This is a genomic window from Bacteroides difficilis, assembly GCF_048319815.1.
GTDB classification, from domain to species: domain Bacteria; phylum Bacteroidota; class Bacteroidia; order Bacteroidales; family Bacteroidaceae; genus Bacteroides; species Bacteroides zhangwenhongii.
Window position 1 is genome coordinate 3,814,449 of the sequence record NZ_CP182814.1, and the last position, 17,235, is coordinate 3,831,683.

Genomic DNA, 17,235 nt, shown 5'->3' on the forward strand with positions numbered 1-17,235 from the left:
ATTATTCAGTCTTTCTATATTTTTCAACAGCTTCTTGAAATTGATGAGTATTGGCATATCCACAACATTTTAATTCTGGACAAAAACCGCGATAAACACATGTCGGTACGCATTTACTAACAAGGACTGGATCTATCTTTTTTAGTTCTTGCAACATTGCTGTCCATGTTTCTTTAGTCTCTTTTGAAGCACAATTACATAAACGTACTCGTGAAATGGCCATTATTTCTTGTGCATTTGCAGTCATATCCATTTCATTTAGTTCTCCTTGTAAATGCTCTCCTCTGGGAATTTGTGAACCGGTACGGTCTGGACGTTGAGTATGAACAAACTTTTCACAGCCTATATGGTGACGAACAAAATGCACTGTTACCCATTGAGGTATTTGTTCCCATGTCCATTCATATTCTATTAAACGAATAGGAGAGTGTTCTGCCAATAGCATCTTTGCTTTCCATGAGTCTGAAGGTTCTTTCTTTAATGCTGACTTTCCTACGGTTCTACGTGCTGCATTTAAAGCACGGTTCCAAGAAGTAACCGCATTTAGTCTAGTTACTTTAATCATATATCTTCCTCTATGTTAAACTTGAAATAATAGATTCTACAGTCCGTATTAGACTGGATTCATCACTTGTGAATTTAAACCATTCTGTATGTCCATTTTTGTAGAAAGGATGAGAAACCTTTAACTTGGCAAAACTATTGAGTATATAATACTCGCAATAGCCACACTTCTCCCAAACTTTTATAATTTTAATTGTTCGTTGATCAGTGTGGCTATTATAATACAGCTTACTAATACGATTTTTTACATCCTCGCTTGTTGCTCCAATTTTATATAATCCAGTTGCTTCGCATTTTAATAGATACAGTTTTTTAGGAGCTGGGGTAGGACACGGTAAAGGCTTGAAAAAGCGCGATACCTTGTGCATGAATTTACTGTGTTAAAAGTCAATATAAGAGATCGTGTGTATCAATTGTGATGCGAAATTACTAATTATTTTCTTATTTACAAGATTGTAGATATAAAAAAGTATCTAAATTGACTTATAAAAATAATCAAATTAGATACTTTTTAAATCTTAGATGTATATAATATAATTCCTTATTCGCGTTTGTATGAATACTATATGGAGGTCTTAAACCGTACTTTTTATAATCCATTAAACATCTCCAAAACTTAGTCTTTTTGAAGAATATGTCATCTGAGGCATAGCTTATTGCTTCAATCAGTTCTGGAGGTGGTGCATGGATTTTTAGGAAGTCAGATACTTCCATTAATAGTTTATATTCTATAGGAACCTCATGTTTCATTAGAAACCCGATCCGTGTCTGGTCGAAGTTTTTCAAGCTGTGTCCCTTTGGTCTTCCTGGACCTCTTTTGCGATGTTTTTGATTCTTCTTTTTGCGTGGAAACGTCTTCATTTTGTTGTAATTTACCGTTAACCAATGTTTGTTGAGAGTTTAGACGTTGGCTCTCAATATCAACACTTACATTAATAATTTTCATAATTTAAATAATATATGTCATTAAAAAACCGATATATTCTGAACATCCGTTGTTGCAATAATCAACTACACAAGTACGCTGCCCTCCTTTTATAATACAATGCCATTGGCCACGTCCTTTATTGTGCGAATAGCCTATTTTATATTTAGGGGGATCTATGCTGTTTGGTAATGTAAAGATAGTACCACTGTGGTGCGTGTGTAACTCTCCCTGAATGGATACAACTTTTCCAACTTGACGGACATACAGTTTTGTTGTAATACCACAATTCTGAACATTGATTGCAATCCACCCACTATCTTTGGGATATTCTATAGTTCTAGCTATAACATCAACTCCACCAACAAATAGTTTTCCAGTTACATATACATCATTGTTGAGAACCAAGTCTCCGATGTTGTTTTTGATATATAAATCTTTATTAGAGATATTGGAATACCCCATATAACCTATTTGTTCTGAATTTTTATCTTCCCAATTTAAACAGGTTATTAATTGGCTATCTGTTTTAGGAAGAGAAGTATTCTTTAAACTTAGGATAGAAGAGTCCGCATGGGATATTTTTACTGGTCCATAAAAAATGCTGGCTTTAGATTTTCCTGTGATTTCTAGTATAACAGCATTCTTTCCATCGCCAATTTTTGTGTCCCGATAATAGGAGTCTCCTTCATTGTATCCTAACATATTGATATTTATACTACCGGTATCAGCTGCAACGCCTGTATTATATATATGATTACTAAATACAACAATATTTCCTGCCTTAATAGAACTTAAAGACATTGCGACTTTTAGCGTCATACCGTTGGAATCAAGCGAAGCCAATAAAGTATCTCCAATATAAAATTGAATAGCCCCGTCTTCCGTTATAGTTACTTTGTAAACAGGCTTTCCATTTAATTGGGACTGAATACTTAATGCTCCAGAGGCATCATAGGTGATACTAGCTTTAGTTGTTCCTGATATTAAATTAATTCCCTTTTGGGCTGTAATGCCTTTATTGACCGTCACTTTTCCATCAATAACAACATCCTTCTGTACAGTCTGAACTGAATTAGGGGAATCTATCATTAAAGCATATTTTCCAAATAACGCTTCTTTAAGTCGAAGTGCTGTGCCGTCTGATGTAATACTGATAAATTGGGGTGGTGCTTCAGTTAGTACATCATTGGCTATTGGTACACTGGATGATACAGCGCATCCGTATATATTCCTTCCAATTTTATCTCCGGAATCGGCATAAGACACACGTTCAACCGAGTTGTTCTCATACAAATACATAGGCCATTTAGAGACTCCGGATATTCCTGCACAATAACGTATTTTACCATTGATATAGACATACCCTGCACTAATACTTGTACCTGACACTTGACATCCGCTGATAATAAAGTTATCACACTCATCAAATATGCTTGTAAAAGCTAATGCAAGATTTTGTAAATTCATAATATCATCAATATAGGTGTAACGTCCACCTGTTTGTGAAGTAAACTCTTTCATTTAAACGTATGTAACTTTGAATTTTTTTCCTGCAATACGATAACGATCTACATAATAAGTAATCATAGCTGTAAGCTCTTCTTGTGAGATTGCCTTGGTATTAATAGCGGGACAACTTACAACAAAGCTTACATCACTTGTTGGCATTTTTTCATCTTTCCAGCGTAATGGAGTGGTTGGGTGTTCGGCAACTTCGTCTTCGCCTTCGTTATACAAAGGAAGTTCGCATATATTTTTATTAGCATCTTCCCAATATATCGGTACTCCATTTATAGCACCATCTGAAATGACAATATGTTCAGAGGTGTTTAAAAAATACTTCCTAAATTTATGATTTAAAAAATATTCCATCATAATAACTTGGGAAGTCATTGCTGCTTCTATTCGTTTTTCGTCAGCCCATTCTTTCCATTTTATATTCAAAGAGTTTAATGGTTGTAAAATGGCCTGAAGAAATAATATCAATTTTCGTCCTCCAAGATAATGAGGAACTAACTGATTTACTATACGGTCAGTATTAATACGATAACTTCTCATTCTGTTTCTAGTTTTATAACAATTGCTTCACGAAAAGTCGGAAGTTCACTTTCCGCATCTTGCTGTGTACTTTGTTTTGCATAACCGCTAGCTAAATAGCACTTCCGCTCAATTTTTGTTAATGGTCCGAGTTCATTATTGTCGTTGTATTGAGCGATGAATATTCCTTGTTCTACACTGGCTTCTTGATCAATATGGACATCTGTAACATGCTCTACTTTTTGAATGGCATCTATAATTTTTTGTGAGTAGACAAGAGAATCAAATTTCATATTTACAATAAAATCAATAAGTGCTGTATCAATATTATCATAAAGTTCCTCTTTCGTAATGGCTCCATCATAATACACGGTGAGTCTGGGAACAAGCACATCGCCTCTGCGACTAACTACATTACACTTAACACCTGCAAATTTAATCTGATTAAGATATGCGCGTGCTGCAATTAGTTCCTCATCAGACAATTGGGACAAAGAACGGCCTTCTCCAGAAGCAACTTTTAATATCAAAATATTATCTTTGAATTCTTCATTATAATACTCTTGATAAGATACATGTGTAATCAATCTTTTTGTTGTATCTTCGGTTGCATAATGAAATGCTGTGCCTTCATCATTGATAATTAGATCATCTCCATATTGCCATTTCAACATGGCATTTGCGTAATATGCTGAAGTTCCATTAATTCGTTGGGTAAATGTTTTAGCAATATCTGTGGTAAAAACGTCTAACAATGTTTCAAATGAGTAAATTGCAGCAGCTGTTACCCATGTGAAAGCATTGATTATTGACATCTTTGAGTCATTTGTTAGCTCTGTAAGTTCCAGGTATTTATTTCTGGTCTCCACGGCTTCATTGTATATTTCTGTTAATGTACGGCTCATGCTATATCTGAATTTTCATATTGATAAATCGTTCCATTTATATCAAAACTCCACGAACCCGCTTCATTCCATGCAGTTTCATGGGTAATCACGTATATCGCTTCCATACCAGTTGTAATAACATAATTGCCATTACTATCTTTAAGCGGCTCCTTATATGTTCCGGAGGGTTGTATATCTAATATAACTTTACAATTCCTCCGTTGATTATTATGCTTTGCAATATAGATTAAGTAGTCATTGATAACTGTGTCTTCTATATAATTAATATTTCTTAACTCTAAATTAGATAAACTCATATCTTGAATGGGGGCAAGACTGGATAAACTCATGTTGGCTAGTTTTACCCAATATGTGCCTTTACATAAAAATAGTCCTTGTAGAGAGAGATTGTTCTTCTCCGAAATTATCTCGTCTACCACCAGTGGCATAGTGGGCATCATTAAGCCATTAATAGAAGACAAATCCCAGGTTTTTAAATTGAAATCGCCGTACAACTTAATTGATCTTTCATCGGTATAATTATCGAAAAAGTGAACATATTTCTGTAGAGTGGGGGAGAGCGTTATAGTTTCCATATCGCTATTATCTCCCCAATCAACAATAAGATTTCCGTCTCCGGCCATTTGTAATGCAATAGATGCTTCTTCTGGAGATATGTACACAATACATCGTAAAGAGGCTGTTGTACTTTTATAATATACATGTCGTTCCCCGTTTGCCGGTATAATATGTTCTGATTGTAAAGTATTTACAATGCTGTCGTATATAATAAATTCTTCATCCCAATATATTTCTTCACCTTCTTCTAATTGGGAGTGAAAAGATAAATTTGGATTATTGATTAATAAATCAAATATACCCTCTATAGAGCCATGTATGCTTACTGCAACATCAAATATGTTCTGGTTTCTTTTTACTTTATACACTTGCATCTGCTTCTGAAAAATCTAAATCCAATTCTAGATCTCCTGAATAGGAATTAAAAGCGGCATTAATAATATCCACTTTATCATCTTTGAATTCGGTTTGCAGTTTTTCTGCTAATCCTGAATGACTAAGGTTGGCGTGAAGATATTTAATTAAACCTACACCTGAAGTCGGATACCTATAATTATTGGACGGAACGCATTGTAACAATAAATTTCGGTTTTGAATATTTGCATTTATGTTTATCATATCAGATATAGTATCAGACCACAAATATGCTATTCCTTCATTTAGTTGTATAAGATAATGATCTTGGCTAATCATAATTAATTGTGAAGCGTGCAAAATTTTATCTTGTACACCAAACAACCTTGTATGCACCTCAAACCATTCAGAATTATTTGTTGGATTTATAACTATACGTATATTATCACCACCAAAATCTCTACCAATACGTATTTTGATTGGTTTATAAACAGGAGTATAAGGTATTTCTGTCTTTACCCCAATAGTGTATAATTGTTTTATGTCAAAACTAGAAGGGACAGTAATCTGCGCTGTAAGAAATAAATCGTTTTCCTCAATCCATTTAAATGGATATATATTTGAGGTACTGCGATTTCTTAACACAATATCTCCAGTTCTTGTATTTATCTGAATATCTTTACGCATTATTTATCTTTTTTTGTAGTATGTTTATTTCATCTCTTATTTGTTGGCGAACGGCATGTAATTCTTTTATATCATACGGAAGTTTTTCCCCAACTAAAGAGGCTTCATAACATTTTATTATTTGGTAATCACTATCTTCTAACTTGTGTTTAAGATTTTCCACCTGATTATAAATGTTTTTGGTGTTTACTTTGATATTCCATTTTTGAACAATTTGTTCTTTTATAATATCAAAAGAATTTGTAACAATTTGTCCTGGGGATATTGGGGGAGGTGTTTCAGATATAAATTCAAGAAATCCCTTTTGTTTCAGTTCTTTATATTTTTCACATTCTTTGGATGTACAATGTCTCAAATCAACTGTACCATCTGGCAAAATTTTAGCTAACTCCATATTTTCTAGGTTCTATATTCTACTAAATAATAATGGCTTTGACAATATCTTAATATCATTGTGTCACCACGTGCCATATCTAAATATCCATTATCTCCATTAACATAATTACAATTATTGTCTAATAAGGGTGTTCCGGATACTCCTCGTACTCTAATTTTATTTCCTGAATTGTGGGCAACAATAATGCGAATCTCGAATGTTACATCTCTGGAGTTAACTGCATTTTGTATTTGAGTATTACTAGGTAATTCGATGGTCATAAATTCCAAACCAATATCTGTAAAAATAAAGGTATGTGTTCGATCAAAAAGGGATTGAATTATGTCTGTATATGCAGCCCCAATATATGTATCTTCAAATTCTGCTTTACCTCCAATACCAAAAACATTTCCATCATAATTTATCGCTTGTTGTATATACCAATAGTTATTGTCTTTAGGTCTAAATTTTACAAAAAGTCCTATACCACTATTATAAGTATTTCCTGAATATTCTAACCTGCATAATCCGCTGAGACCAGAAGATGCTGGAAATACATTTGTACCAAATCCGGTCCAAATATTTGTTGATGAGTATTTTATGAAATTTGAAAGAATCGCAAGTCCTTGATATTTGCCATTCATTTCAGTGGATTCTGTTACTCCAATTCTTCCATCTCCAATTTCAAACCCTCCAATACTTCCACTAGTAGCGGTAATTTTCCCAGTGATAGATGTGTTACCCTGTGTATCCCAAGTGATATTTCCTCCAGCCAATGCTCCAGAGCCATCACCTTCCAATCGCCATTTAAACCCTCGTAGGCCATTGGTTCCGATAGTTATACCACCTGCTGTTGATGTATGTTGGTTAATATTGTTGTTTTTAGTTCCCAACCAAATCGCATTTTCATCAAAATGCCAACCTGCTATAAAATTGTCAGCACCAGCAGAAAATACTTTTTCGTTATTTTTATATCCTATCAAACCATAATCAGCATTGCTAATATAGTACATTGCAACACCGCCGTATTCTTTTACCCAGTCTAATTGATTGCCAGTATCCTGAACGGAAGTAACATTGGCGATAGCAATGAATTTTTTTAATGAATTGATCCCTATAGTTCCATTGTAAATACTATCGACTCCTATAGTCCAGCCTGCAATACTACCGCCAGATGTTTTTATCGTTCCTGTAAATGAGGCATTTCCATCAACATCCATAGTAACATTACCATTGGCAAATGAGGCTGAACCGTCTTTGTTTAACGACCAATGAATGATACCTTCACTTTGAGCAAAAATGGTTCCTTCTGATTTTATGGATAATGTGCCATCTTCACACTGAATGCCACCGGATGTAATATCCCAACCGCCTATTTTACCTCCGGTTTGGTCTATATGAAAAATTTCTTTGTTGTCTTTATATCCATATATACCAGCTCCGTTATTTTCTGAAGGGCCAATGTACACCCCCGTTAACCCTGGAACATCTTCAAGACTGTTGTGACTGCCAATAATTTTTTTTCCAACAAATATTTTGGGGGTGATCACATAAGAAGAGCCAATAGTTGTTTTATTGCTTTCCCAATCTTGAATCCAATCCAGCATAGTACTTTCGCGTACAATAGAAAATGTGAAACGCCCAGTTAGGCCTGCACTTACTCCGGAAAGAACAGGAATTTCAATATATCCTTGTAATATATCAATAGGGAGTGATATAATGGATAACCGGTATCTATAGCTATCAACTTTTATTAGTTGGTATTCTATATTATCGTTACTTTTTACAATAGTGATGGAATCAATTTCTATCGGGGTTTTCTCATCTCCACAATATGCTGAAATAATAGTATAAGCATGTTCTAATTTAGGGTTAGAACCATCGAAATCAGCTTTAATCACACACGAGTTGGGAGTTAGCGATAACGAATAAGCATCGCTAATAGATACAAGTGTGATGGAAGATTTTGCTACTGTTCCCATAAATTACTTTTTCAAAAGAATAGCCCTTGAATAAAGTATTTGTTGATGTGGGAATAGATAAACTATTTTTTTATTTCTTCTAATATTTCCTTGGCCATACGCTTTGCTTCCACTCTCCACATTTGCATGTCGTTCCATTCTTTTTGATGTTCACTGTTTCCATCATCTATGAGGTGATTATTAACAATGGCTTGCATTGCATCATCGGAGTACCGACCATGAATAATAGCTGAAACCAATTGGCTGTATGTGGGAGTTCCAACTGGGAGGGTTATCTCACACCATTTGTATTGTTCGTTTTCACCTTCTTTTACTATATGAATATCAAATGCAATTGTATATTGACGCAACCCTAATTTAATATTGTGTCGTATGCGTTGAGGTTGCTCATTACCTTGATTATAAGCTATAAACATTGTACTGTATTTTTTATTTTTACAACTTGAAATTTCCCTTGAATATAACAAGCCTTCCAAAAGTAATGTAATTCTGAAAATGCTTTGCGTCTAATCCCGTATGACTGAAAATGAATTAAGAAACCTAAATAGGAGTTTATAGATCTCACATTGGCATATATAGCCTCCTTGTCACAGTTTTTACATGCTTCTTCTAAATAACTAACAGCGTTGATAAAGTTTCCAACAGTTCTATTCGATAAGTAAGCTCTACCCGGCTTAATTATTCCTCCTACCATTTTTATTCCTTTTTTAACTTCTTGAATATAGATTTTATTAGGGTGCATTTGAATATTTAAGATATATCGTAGCTGATTCCTAGAAGCTCTTTTGAAATAAATTGCATCTTCCTTAGTTTTGCATACAAAGCTAAAATCGTCTACAAAACGTACATATTTGGCCTTTCTTTCTTCTGCTGCTTTAATAGCCCATTCATCAAAAAAAGACATGTAAAAATTGGCGAATAATTGACTGGTCAGGTTTCCTATTGGTTCGCCTCTCATCCATTCAATGTAAAACAAGCTTTTGTTTTTAGGTAGTATTCTCCATAATTTTAAATTCCCTTGACGTATGCAATCATCTTGTGGTCGATGTCGTACAATTACTTCTGTAAGCCAAAGTACTAAATCTAAATCCTGTTCATATATAGTTCCTTTCCAATAATTCCATTTTTCTTTGATAAATGGCAATAAGTACTCTAATAAGCGTTCACAATCAATTGACATAAAAAATCCTTTAATATCAAATTGAGCATACCAAGCTTCATGGGAATAATTATCAGAGACTTCAATAGTATTTTTTGTCAACTGATCAATACATGCAAATGTTCCAAAACCCTTTCGACAATTAAATGATACATTTCCATGTTCTACAAAACGTGCCTCAAACAGTGGCTCTAAGCGTAGACACAACCAATGTTGTACAATACGGTCGCGAAAATTTGCAGCAAACACTTCCCGTAATTTAGGACGAGTAACTATAAAACAAGTACTTGTTGTTGGCCTATATGTTCGTTCATAAACTTCTCTCGCTAAATCTAATAGATCTTCATGCCAAATCAGTCTATACATAACACATTGTGAACTTGTCTTTTTTTGGGCACAGCAATCATCTAACGCATCAAACCATCCCTCGACATATTTATCGTTAAGTGCTGCAACCGCTCTCACCATGTTACTGTTATTCTTGCCGTTGTTGTTGAAGTTGCCATTACTAAAGTTCACGTTCCAGCTGTTGTTCTGACTGTTCTCACTGCTACTCCAGTACCGGCTTGCGGTTATTGCGTGTACTATCTTGTTCTTAACTAGGTCTTTAACGCTTGGTAAAGGCCCAGTGACACGCCCATTTTTCAATAAAGATGTCCCTGTTATCATAGTCGTAACCGTTCAACAGGTCTGCTGCTCCAACACTTTGCTTCTCCAGCTTTTAATATGCTTTGAAATTTCCTTTAAAGATTCAGCAAAATGCGGCATTTGCTTGTTGCTAATTATGCGTGTATGGGGACTCCGGTTTGACCACTCTTTTAAGGTGTCAATGCAAGTTTTCACTGTACGCATTTGCAAATAAAATGAATTAATCAGTTCAAGTTTGGAATCAGGATCTTCTTCATTTAAAGCCAATCCTATCACTGTTAATCCATCAAGCAGAGTGTCTATGAGACGTTTGCTTAATTGACGAATCCCTACACTATTAGGGGTTCGTTCTACCATTTCTATACAGAGTAACATTAAATTTTCTGTTTCTCTGTAAATAGGTGCACTTCCTGCATTACGAATTGTTCTTGCCATAATTAAAAGATTTTGTTCACAATGTGTCTTATTACATATAGTTTATTTACGAATACTTTATTTTTTCTGTAGAGGTTTACAATTATGGCATATTTATTTTTGTGGAGCGTCAAAAGACGCTCCACTATACTAAAATGCTGCAACCGCTCTCACCATGAAACTGCCATTCTTGCCGTAGCTGCCGAAGTAGCCACCACTAAAGTACACGCCCCAGCTGCTGCCCTGACTGTACTCACTGCTACTCCAGTACCAAGAATTAGAAAAATCATTCAAAATACCGGCATCTATTGCTTTTTGAAATATTGCACCTATTTTATCATCATCGTAATTCACTCCTTGTCTAGCGTGCCAATACATACGCATAAGTTCACCAACGGATGGTAGGTACCAATTATGGTATTTAAATTTATCTGCTAATTCTTCGCCTGCTTTCACTGTAGGCTGATAAGCATAGCATTTGCTGACAGCCGGATAATAGAATTGTTGATATTTACTAAGGTTCTCATTATTAGCAATTACGTCTGCTATGTACTGAGTCAACATAGACTGTTCTGTGTATAAATCGGTAGCTTCCGGTATAGGTAAATTGACCCCAGAATCTTCAAGAATCTTATTTCTATGTTGAATAATTTTTAAGTTTTTAGCCAATCCAACAGGAATTTCATCTCCTTTTTTGTATGCGCCTGCCAAAATAGCTAACTCCGCTGATAACTCCTCTTTTCCTGTGTTAGTTGTCCCTGGAGCGGCAATACCATCTCTAACAGCAGCAATTTTATTATCTGAGTTGACGAATCCATCAACTGTATTTTCATCTACATAATTGTCGTATCTTATATAGTTAGCGGATGTGTGACCTGCGTCATCATATACTGTGGGTTGCAAACCAGTTTGTGTTATATTTGCTATTGATGCAATGTCATAGACGCTATAGTTTATATCATCCTGTAATTCAATGGGGTACACTCCAGCACTTTCGTTAGGATAAAGTCCCCACACAATGCTGGAGTTTTCAATATTTGATAATGCTACCATACGTCTATCATTGGCATCTGTTGGATTAATATAAAAACAAACTCCAACTACAGTCTTTCCAGAAGTAGTAGGACCATAAGTTCCATCATAAAACACATAATCTCCAAGATGAGCACGTCTAGGGTATAAACCAATATCCCATGATGCTTCAAGCACTTCACCATTTGTTTTTGTAACATAACATCTTAAAGTCGCTTGTGGAGCTAAAGTATCTTCATCTCCTAATTGAGAAACATTTATAACACAATAATCTTTTGACGTATTGACTATTTTTGCATATAAGTTGGTGTCTAATGACCAGCGAATGCTAACCACATCATTACCATTGGCGGTATTCGGCTTACAATAAAAAGTGTGTTCACCTGTAGAATAAATGTATTGGCTTCCTTTGATTTCTATAGCCGCAATAGGAGTTGAGTAGTAAGTAATATGAAGAGTGTTGTTTTCATCATCTACATTCCCCCAATGATACAACCAATCAATTTTATTATTAAAATTAGGTCGGTTGGTGGTATTATTTATTACTGCTATTTTTCCAGATACACTGCTGTCTGTAATAGAAGCCAAATAGTTAATCATATAAAGAGAAACCTCGGTCCAGTTTATACTTGCTAACTTTAAATAATTCAACGGGGCGTTACCTGTAAAGCATAAATTAAATATGGTACGCGAATCTGCAATCCCAGCACCAATTGATAAACTTTGCATTCGGTCAGCTCCTTCCAATGTGATGGTTTTCAAATTAGGCTGTTGATCTAAAGACAAGGATGTTAAAGTTCCAGGAAGATGAACTTCTTCTAAATATTCGGTAGCTGGAAGAACAACGGAAGATAACATTGTTCCTACTAAGTTCAACATTCTAAGTTTAAGCAAAATGGATAAATCTAAACCACCTACTAAGCTAACAACACGTTTCAATACTAATTCTTGTAATAAAGGGGCGGTAATAGTCATACTGGTAGGGCGGAATTCAACTACATCTTTTCCATCCACATGAAAGGCTGTTAGACGAGCACCGCTTAAATTAAATGTTTCTCCTAAACTTTTGTCTGTAAAGTCACCAATGGAACGCATATAATCAATACCGTTTAAGAAGATATTAGTATTGCCGTCTGAAGTTCCAACATTGACATCGTATGTTTCTCCAGCTTTAATACGTGGAGACAATGCGTTACCGACCCCATAAGATAGTGTCGAACCTATGGCGAATGAGGGGTACATCCAAATATGTGGTATAATAGAAAATTTAAATTGTGGGCGTGTACCATCTGTTTTTATTATAGACCGGAAGTTTAATGAACCTGCCGATCCTTCACCGTCACGCCTTCCAAAGTCTCCAAAAGCTGCATAAGAAGATATGTAAGTAAGTCTACGTGCAACCCATTGCATTTCTGCTTGTAATCCATCTCCTAAACTTTGTGTTATGGGATCTGTACCATTTGTATATTTGTTTTCCGGGTCTGAACTCACATAGGCGGTTCTAGCACGTTCATATACAAGACGAGCTACTTCATTGTAAGCAACGGCTGGGAAATAACGTTGTACGTGAAAATAATATTTTTCCATACAGCCCATTAAAGTTCCATCATCACTTAATTTAAGCATTGCTTGTAATATAGAGCGCATATTGGTACGCAATTCATCTGGAAAGGCATTCTCCATTTGGTTAAACAGTGCATTGCCTTCACTATTCCAATAAAAACCTCCATCATTGTTTTTATCATGTTCTTCTACATAGTAAGGTTTTTCTCTTTGCCCTACATTATTTACAGGAAATATTGTGTCCAAATCATCTTGATGCCAACCAATTAAATGAGTTTTTGGGTCAACATAAAAATATATATTCTTTCCTCTGTTATCACTGGCTGCAATTAACTTACAAAAATTCATTGCAAAATGAGTTTCTGTAAGATTAAAATATTTTCCTGCATCAGCCTTGAACAATGCTATTCTAGCCGTTTTGAACGATGAGTTAATTGCATCCCAATCTGTACCGCTGGCAATATTCCCGCATTGTTCGTTGATATTTACAGTCGAATATCTTCCACTTTCAATCTTTTCAGTGCCTGCACCCACCCAAGTAGAAGTAATGAAATCATACCTGAATAAATCAAACTGTGCATTGTTACGCCCCGATTTAGTCAGCCAATAATGTTTGGAGGTATCAAGATTTTCTGCTGCATTTAAATCTTCGATAGTACCGTTGAAATAATCTATATTATCATAATGTTTAAAGACAAAGTTAAATCCACTTTTGATAGGGGCGATCTTATTGGTATCTCCAAAGACCAAACTCATTTGCTTTTCGCCGTTATACATCCAATCTTCTTCACCTTCTAAAGTAACATCTTCATCAATCCAAGGTACGCGGCACATCACCAAAGCACGGTCATTATCAGCTCCTTCCAGACATACATAATCTGGAAATTTTGTTTTGTCGTATCCGAATGTCGGTTTGTCCCCCTTACCTGGTCCAAAAGTCATAAAAGATTTAAATTGTGGCTCGGAATTCTCATCTTCTTGTACAAAGAACAAAAACGGTTTTTGAAGTACAGCTACACGACAATTTTCAAAACCTTCTGTATTAGTAATGGAGTTACCTCCACATACAGCTTTAAATAAATCATTAAATAGAGCTGTAGAACCTATTTTATGACTTTGTGATGAACTTGCAAAATTTACTTTCCCTACCAATTTGAGTGCTCCGGGTACATCGTTGGTTAACTGATAACATTTGCCACGATTTACTCCATTTTCATCAACCCAATATCCATCTTCATTGAAGCCCCATTGTCCATTCCACCAAAAATACAACATAGACGATGTTCCTTGTCCTTTCTCATTCATGTCATACAGCGTACCACTATTCTCTGGTTTTCCAGGAATGTGGATAATTAGGGTACCATTGAATTTATCCTTTTTGGTATTTCCATAAGTGGCATATTTCCCTTTCCAAAGGATAACATTGTATTTTTCATAAGCAAGATCGTAGCTGATAGTATTACCATTAAGAATACTATTAGAATCGCGAAATGCTATTTTTTCTTCACTATTATCTAAGGATGCCATATAGTTTTGGCGCACATCATTAGCTGTGAGTGCTTTCTTATATACCTTAATGCTGTAAATGTCAATGTCGGCTCCAGAACTACCAATACGGATACCTTGTGATGTCTGTTTTCCATCTACATATTGTACGAAAGTATCGTCTGTCGCATAGTTGATTTCACGGTTAATAATTCCATTTAAGAAAATGCGGCAATAGTTTTGTCCGGTGCTAGATAAGTTATACAATAAATTAACCGCGATTTTAGTACGTACACCCTCATTGTAGCCGACATCTTGATTTTTACGGGTTACTTTAGATTGGGTCATGAAACAGGCATCAATAGGTTTCATTTCCCAACCTAGCGGATTATTATCTTTTGTGTAAGAACACATGCGTAATATCGGTTCGTCTTCGTTGGTTACATTGCGAATAGCATAGTCTATTTCAAATGTAAGAGAACCTGTTTTTTGAGCTTGGATAAAGTCAGAGAACGTTTCATAATCAATTGCTATGTTTCTTCCACTAGGAACACGCAAACATTTGATCCCATTATCGTCTTCAACCCAACCATCACTAATAAAACCAAAATTTTCAAAGGTCGCGGGAACATTCTCGCCTGAAACTGTATTAATAATAGTATCTGGGTGGGTTTCTGTATTACTACGTAGTTTTGGATTGATAATTAAATCGGCACCATCAGTCGGGGCAAAATTTTGGGAGTTATCTACATTAAAACTAATACGATCACGCAATTTTTTTTCTCCAGTGCTAAATAACATATAAGCACTGAAATTCGTTTCTTTGCTTTCGATTTCTATCATATTGCCAAATGTGTAAACTACACCATTTTGGGCTTGCTGTTCTGTGTAAGACAGATAGTTTTCAACCTCTTGAATGTCTGTTAATTTGAAAGTGACAGGTAATACATCTGAACCTGGGTTATATATTGCCCATTGGAAAAATTGAACAGATGTCCAGTTTACAAGAGACTCGACTATCTTGTTCAACATGATATATGGAGTTTTATTGTCAGGATCTGAAACTACCATAACCTGTGAAAAAATGTGTTCACTTTCCACATCTGTGCCGTCTACAGATAACCAAGCCTCAATTTCATGTACTCCATGAGACATAACTTTAACAGAATCCCCTTCAGTGTCAGTTACGTCAAACTGATTTGGAGTTTCTGTGTACTCAACTTTACCAACAGCATATTGAACAGAACGTACACCGCCTTCACCACTGATTTTTAAATTTAGTGTTTTGGCTACAGCACCAGTATATGTATATAATAAAGACATAGTAGCACCAGTAATAGGCTGCTGCCACTCATTTCTGAACGTAAGTTTCAATTCTGTTTTTGTAACACTTTGGAACACTACATAAGTTGTGGTGCTTTGTGTTTGGTCTCCAGTTACAATGATACGTAATTGACAGGTTCCGCTGTTAAGTAATCCACTAATATCTACATCTGTATAAGTATCACTGTCAGCTTCTACACTTTTAATTGCCATTGTGCCAATTGTACGCCATGAATCAGAAGCGGAAGAACGCCTTTGGATGGTCATCGTGCCATCTTCATAGGTATTTGCATATTTCCCAGTAACAGGATTGTATGTTTGGGAAGTAAAACGCATTTTTAGAACTACACTACCATCAATGCTTACATAATTTGTTTGATTACTGGCCGTAGTTAATTCTACAATATTCATTACACCCTGTTCGTCACTAATAGGGATAGTAACATCAAGCAATTTTAGTGCTTGATTCTCATCAGGGTCAGCAAGCCATTCATTGTAGGTGTTTTTATTAGCAAATGCTCGAATATGATAAAACCCGTCCGGATCTTTTGTCATAGGAGGAATATGACCAATTTTATTGTTTTCATGGTCTTGCAAATAGCTCTTTATAAACTTTTGCACAGCCTCCCCAGAGTAGGGGAGAAGATTCGTTTCATCAGGTGCTGCGGGGATGGTATTGTTTTTATTGCCACCCCAGTCCTCTGTAAATTTACCAGCAGGAATTTCGTCAGTTCTGAATTTCTTAGCCATAATTAATTATTTTTTTGTAAAGCGTAATTTAAAAATTTATTAGTTTTTCCAACCTTCGTCATTTTTCCAGGGAGATGTGTTAATCCAGAAACCGGACCCAAAACAAGAGCGTATAGATTGCCAAACTAATTTTGCTCCTATGTAAACTGCGGTAACTATTTTGTTACCAACCCTTATTTGACTGACATCTTTGCCATTTATTTGTATCATTCTTCGAGTATGAAATAAACGGTATTTTCTTCTTTGGATTCAATTTGTTCAAATGCCTCTTCATTTTCAATTACATCAAATGAAAGATTACCTACTTGTTTTTTCATAGTAAAAATGTCATTTGAGTTGTTGTTTACGGCATTTATCAATTGATTAAATTCGTGCGCCGTTAAACGTCCACGATTATCAGTTCCATTGTTCTCTTGCTTATTATTGAAATCAAGCAGGTTAGGGGATTGCTCTTGTTCTGCCGCCAT

General features: G+C 35.4%; 15 protein-coding genes. All 15 read right to left on the reverse strand.

Annotated features, from left to right (window positions below; all coding sequences use genetic code 11):
• Position 1: 1 nt before the first annotated feature.
• Positions 2 to 565 carry an FAD-dependent thymidylate synthase gene (locus ACNOGP_RS14770; RefSeq protein WP_121765001.1) on the reverse strand — a complete coding sequence of 188 codons (564 nt, stop codon included), beginning with the start codon at positions 563 to 565 and terminating at the stop codon, positions 2 to 4.
• Positions 566 to 575: 10 nt separating this feature from the next.
• Complete coding sequence (locus ACNOGP_RS14775) at positions 576 to 932, reverse strand: GIY-YIG nuclease family protein (RefSeq protein WP_008647857.1); 357 nt, start codon at positions 930 to 932, stop codon at positions 576 to 578.
• Between the two features lie 371 nt (positions 933 to 1,303).
• Positions 1,304 to 1,510, reverse strand: a complete 207-nt coding sequence (locus ACNOGP_RS14780; protein WP_121765003.1) for a hypothetical protein — start codon at positions 1,508 to 1,510, stop codon at positions 1,304 to 1,306.
• 3 nt (positions 1,511 to 1,513) lie between these two features.
• Complete coding sequence (locus ACNOGP_RS14785) at positions 1,514 to 3,013, reverse strand: hypothetical protein (RefSeq protein WP_121765004.1); 1,500 nt, start codon at positions 3,011 to 3,013, stop codon at positions 1,514 to 1,516.
• Positions 3,014 to 3,550 (reverse strand): hypothetical protein, encoded by a 537-nt coding sequence (locus ACNOGP_RS14790; protein WP_121765005.1) that lies wholly within the window; start codon positions 3,548 to 3,550, stop codon positions 3,014 to 3,016.
• Complete coding sequence (locus ACNOGP_RS14795) at positions 3,547 to 4,434, reverse strand: hypothetical protein (protein ID WP_121765006.1); 888 nt, start codon at positions 4,432 to 4,434, stop codon at positions 3,547 to 3,549. Before ACNOGP_RS14795 ends, ACNOGP_RS14790 begins: the two co-directional genes overlap by 4 nt.
• The gene (locus tag ACNOGP_RS14800; protein WP_121765007.1) at positions 4,431 to 5,369 is read right to left on the reverse strand and encodes a hypothetical protein; all 939 of its coding nucleotides are present in this window, start codon (positions 5,367 to 5,369) and stop codon (positions 4,431 to 4,433) included. The genes ACNOGP_RS14795 and ACNOGP_RS14800 overlap by 4 nt, the downstream gene beginning before the upstream one ends.
• Positions 5,356 to 6,036 (reverse strand): hypothetical protein, encoded by a 681-nt coding sequence (locus ACNOGP_RS14805; RefSeq protein WP_121765008.1) that lies wholly within the window; start codon positions 6,034 to 6,036, stop codon positions 5,356 to 5,358. The genes ACNOGP_RS14800 and ACNOGP_RS14805 overlap by 14 nt, the downstream gene beginning before the upstream one ends.
• Entirely contained in the window at positions 6,029 to 6,430 is a 402-nt protein-coding gene (locus tag ACNOGP_RS14810) for a hypothetical protein (protein WP_121765009.1), read from the reverse strand. The genes ACNOGP_RS14805 and ACNOGP_RS14810 overlap by 8 nt, the downstream gene beginning before the upstream one ends.
• A 5-nt stretch (positions 6,431 to 6,435) precedes the next feature.
• The gene (locus ACNOGP_RS14815; protein WP_121765010.1) at positions 6,436 to 8,394 is read right to left on the reverse strand and encodes a hypothetical protein; all 1,959 of its coding nucleotides are present in this window, start codon (positions 8,392 to 8,394) and stop codon (positions 6,436 to 6,438) included.
• 62 nt (positions 8,395 to 8,456) lie between these two features.
• Complete coding sequence (locus ACNOGP_RS14820) at positions 8,457 to 8,810, reverse strand: hypothetical protein (protein WP_121765011.1); 354 nt, start codon at positions 8,808 to 8,810, stop codon at positions 8,457 to 8,459.
• A complete protein-coding gene (locus ACNOGP_RS14825) occupies positions 8,801 to 10,222 on the reverse strand; it encodes a reverse transcriptase domain-containing protein (RefSeq protein WP_121765012.1) in 1,422 nt (473 codons plus the stop codon). Before ACNOGP_RS14825 ends, ACNOGP_RS14820 begins: the two co-directional genes overlap by 10 nt.
• 12 nt (positions 10,223 to 10,234) lie before the next feature.
• The gene (locus tag ACNOGP_RS14830; protein WP_008647838.1) at positions 10,235 to 10,636 is read right to left on the reverse strand and encodes a hypothetical protein; all 402 of its coding nucleotides are present in this window, start codon (positions 10,634 to 10,636) and stop codon (positions 10,235 to 10,237) included.
• Between the two features lie 129 nt (positions 10,637 to 10,765).
• On the reverse strand, positions 10,766 to 16,768 hold the full coding sequence (locus tag ACNOGP_RS14835) for a DUF1566 domain-containing protein (RefSeq protein WP_418213125.1): 6,003 nt from the start codon (positions 16,766 to 16,768) through the stop codon (positions 10,766 to 10,768).
• A 206-nt stretch (positions 16,769 to 16,974) separates the two neighbouring features.
• Positions 16,975 to 17,235, reverse strand: coding sequence for a hypothetical protein (locus ACNOGP_RS14840; RefSeq protein WP_121765015.1), 261 nt, complete (start codon positions 17,233 to 17,235; stop codon positions 16,975 to 16,977).